The following is a 3,391-nucleotide window of genomic DNA, read 5'->3' as shown; positions in this document are numbered from 1 at the left end:
AGCTGATGAGGGAAAGTGGCGTCGATGAAGAGAACATCTACACGAAAAAGACCCATCTGCCTGGATTCTTCCGCCCGGTCAAGGGATGGGATATCGTGGTGGTAGTCGATGGAGAGCTTCAGGCTGCCATCGAACTCAAGTCTCAGGTGGGCCCCTCGTTTGGAAACAATTTCAACAACCGCACCGAAGAGGCGATGGGCACAGCCCTGGACATCTGGACCGCCTACAGGGAAGGTGCCTTTCGCACATCCCCTGCGCCCTGGCTTGGATATCTGTTTTTGCTGGAGGACTGCCCACAGTCAAGAAGCCCGGTCAGAACTCGAGAGCCCCACTTTCCGATATTTGAAGAGTTTCGAGGCGCTTCATACGCCAAGAGATACGAGCTATTCTGCCGAAAGCTGGTCCGAGAGCGTCAGTACAATGCAGCATGTTTCATCATTGCAGATCGTGAAAGATCTCGCTCCATAGAGAACTACATCGAACCGGCCGAGGACCTCTCTGCGAACCTGTTTTTATCTCAGCTGACTCGCCATGTGGGCGATCGGAGATAGAGTCCGTTTTGGGCATGTGATTTGCGACCATCTCTGCTCTGCCACCACGGCGACGGCGTCCATCTCCTCCAGGAACACCGGGCGCGCGAGCCCGATGGCGATGGCGAAGTGATCGCCGGCGGGTCGGGCTGCGTGCCCCACGCCCGCTGGAAGGCCTCGAAGGCCGGCTGGAGGGGCTGTCCGGCGACGACAAAAAAGCGATGCTGGAGATGCTGACGTCCATCAAGAGGGCCGGGGCGGATATGATCCTGATCTGCTGCGGGACCGAGTGAGGAAGGATTTCCGCACGGATGATGAGAACCGGGACTTTCTGAGGCAGTGCGGGTTATTTGTACCAGGAGGAAAAGTTGAGATTGGGGCACAATCCAGCAGCTGCGCTTTATTCTGGATATTACAAAAATCGGCGAGAGAAGATGGAGTAGATGGTGGAGATGGTGGAGATGGAAAGATTGGAAGATATCGAGGCGAGAGATGACTCCACGGCTGGGCGAGAATAACCCGAATATCGCCTATACCAAGTACGAAACGCCCTCGGCCTTCAGAAAAGCCGGGGCCTTCCTCCCGCGCGATCTCATCAGGAAGGGGGTCTACGAGTACAGGCTCTCACCGTACATGGGCTGCTCCAAGAGATGTCAGTACTGCTTCGAACCCCATAACGAGTTCATACATGAGAACGAGGTCAAGATAAAGACCAATACCGTCTCCGTCCTCAAGAGCAACATTCCAGAGCTGGACAAGAGCAAGGCGATCTTGCTGGACGGCTACGACTGCGAAATTGCAGAGCAGAAGGAGAGGATCATCAGGTCGTCTCTGAAGGTGATCGTCGAGTACGGGATACCGCTTCTCATCCAGACGAAGTCCGACCTGGTACTGAGAGACCTGGACCTGCTGGAAGAGCTGAAAGACTCCGGCGTCTTCGTCAACGTCTCCTTCTCGCTGACGAGCCTGAACCAGGACCATGCTCGGATATTCGAACCTTATACCTGCTCACCCCTCCATCGACTGAAGGCCATGAAAAAGATATCCGACGCCGGTATACAGACCGGCATAATACTGATGCCGGTACTCCCCTTCATCTCGGACTCCGATGAAGAGCTGGACCTGTTGTTTTCGAGGTCCGCCGAGAACGGATGCGAGTACGTCGTTCCAGGACCCCTGAGGGTCACCGGCAGCGGAAGACAGAGGGATATGTGCTTCGGCGTCCTGAAAAAGCATTTTCCCGAGCTGGTAAAGAGATACGAAGAGCTCTATCCAGCAAGACAGTTTGGCCCCAAGTTCGGTTCTGGACCACGGGATAACGCCTATCTATCCGGTCTTTTGAAGAGGATAGACGAGATCACCAGACGTTACGGTCTCCCAGCGGTCTTTCCCAGGATCCCGGAACCGCGATCCGAGAGGGGGGAGACGAGATCGAGGCGCCAGTGTACATTGGACAGCTTCCTCTAGGGTGGGCGGCGACATACGCGGATCTGTATCTATCCTCATGACCCCCGGATTATGCTCTGAAGGCCACCTCCATGGCAGAAGGTCCGGATACGTTTCTGAGGCGAGGACCGCCTCAGAGCTATCGCTCGAACCTCGCCCTCCGTCGCCGTCTCTCTTCGGCCAGGATCGCCGCTGCCTCTTCATGGGTCATCCCCATGGTCCGGGCCCTCTCCGGAGACATCCGGAGGGATCGCCTGGCCATCCAAAGCTGGCGTTTTCTATAGGTATCCCCCACCATCATCACCTCAGGCTGCCGAAATCCCTGCTGCAGGTCCACCACCTATTCCAGTCCACCCGTGCGCCGGGTGGGGTGAACATGAGTACGAGAGCGAACATCAACAATTTAAGCATCGTTTACCTCACCTATTGGTCTGGCCATCTATATTTATGAACTCAACAAAAGGGCCATCTGTCATATCGGCGGCAAACACGGCTATCACGAATACTGCTAACTCAGAATCGCCAAACTTCGCATCTCATCAGAATGTGTCAAATTTAGTGAGTCCATTACATAACTGGTGTAAGCACTCCATAAATAATTTTGGAATTCTTCCGAAGTAAGACTGCCAGTCGAATTTGCCCCCGCGACCTCTTTGAGTGGGTACTTCAGCCCATAAAAGATTGTCCGGCGACGAGATGGGCGTTCCACTTGACGACGTCGGCAAGGTCTGCGCCGAGATCACCCTCCATCATAGGATCGAACCGATGCAGAAAATCTGAGTTCGGTTAATAGGCTGCGGGGAATCTTTCATAATCCGTTATCTCCAGACAAGATAGACAGGACGGCATCATAGGAATAATATGTATTCGGTCACAGGAAAAAACTAGGAGTAATCTTTAAAAATGAAGGCGTATACTGGTCAGGGGGCTTCTAGCCAGAAAATGACGGATGATTATGAGGTGAAGATGCATGCCCAAAAATGAGGTGTCGAACAAGTACATTCTTGATGCCATCGGAAGAATATCGATCATCATAATGATAATTTTTTTTGAGTATCGTCTTGTCAACAAGGTAGCTCAAGAAGGCTGCCAAACCTCCGTCGGCCTCCTGGCAGCCACCGTGATCATAGCGGGTCTCCTGGTTTTGAGCCTGACGTTATTTAGGGGATCACTCGAGCAGGATGTCCAGGTGTTGAAGGAGAATGTCTCGGAGCTGAAGGAGAAAGATCTCCATAAGTTGAACAGGGATGTTGAAGAGTTGAAAACGGATTTAAAGAAACTCAAAGACCAAATTGAGATAAAATAACACGCAGACATGTACATTCCTATAATCCTCGGGACCGCCCGGGAGGGGCGCGAATCCGAGAAGGTTGCCCGGTTCATGCTGGAAAGGGCGGTTGAGTTCGGGCTAGAGA

Annotated in this window: 5 protein-coding genes; 4 read left to right on the top strand and 1 reads right to left on the bottom strand. The window is 53.2% G+C overall.

From position 1 onward, the window contains the following. From ACP5EL_RS09830 to ACP5EL_RS09820, 3 genes are all read left to right on the top strand, one after another. On the top strand, positions 1-551 hold a 551-nt coding region (locus tag ACP5EL_RS09830; RefSeq protein ID WP_428402334.1), incomplete at its 5' end, for a PaeR7I family type II restriction endonuclease. A gap of 21 nt (positions 552-572) precedes the next feature. Further along, positions 573-767, top strand: coding sequence for a hypothetical protein (locus tag ACP5EL_RS09825; RefSeq protein ID WP_428402333.1), 195 nt, complete (start codon positions 573-575; stop codon positions 765-767). A 255-nt stretch (positions 768-1,022) separates the two neighbouring features. After that, positions 1,023-1,997, top strand: a complete 975-nt coding sequence (locus ACP5EL_RS09820) for an SPL family radical SAM protein (protein ID WP_428402332.1) — start codon at positions 1,023-1,025, stop codon at positions 1,995-1,997. A 118-nt stretch (positions 1,998-2,115) separates the two neighbouring features. Here ACP5EL_RS09820 and ACP5EL_RS09815 read toward each other — a convergent pair whose 3' ends face one another. After that, a complete protein-coding gene (locus ACP5EL_RS09815; RefSeq protein ID WP_428402331.1) occupies positions 2,116-2,316 on the bottom strand; it encodes a hypothetical protein in 201 nt (66 codons plus the stop codon). 630 nt (positions 2,317-2,946) lie between these two features. Here ACP5EL_RS09815 and ACP5EL_RS09810 point away from each other — a divergent pair. After that, positions 2,947-3,282 (top strand): hypothetical protein, encoded by a 336-nt coding sequence (locus tag ACP5EL_RS09810; protein WP_428402330.1) that lies wholly within the window; start codon positions 2,947-2,949, stop codon positions 3,280-3,282. Positions 3,283-3,391 lie beyond the last annotated feature (109 nt).

The sequence above is a fragment of the Methanocrinis sp. genome (genome assembly GCF_049974945.1).
Lineage (GTDB): Archaea > Halobacteriota > Methanosarcinia > Methanotrichales > Methanotrichaceae > Methanocrinis.
Note: the sequence above shows the minus strand (reverse complement) of the source record. Positions and strands in the feature narration are given on the sequence as shown.

Excerpts from the sequence above, each read along its gene's own strand:
- ACP5EL_RS09820 (WP_428402332.1), top strand. The coding sequence starts at position 1,023 with ATGACTCCACGGCTGGGCGAGAATAACCCGAATATCGCCTATACCAAG.
- ACP5EL_RS09810 (WP_428402330.1), top strand. The coding sequence starts at position 2,947 with ATGCCCAAAAATGAGGTGTCGAACAAGTACATTCTTGATGCCATCGGA.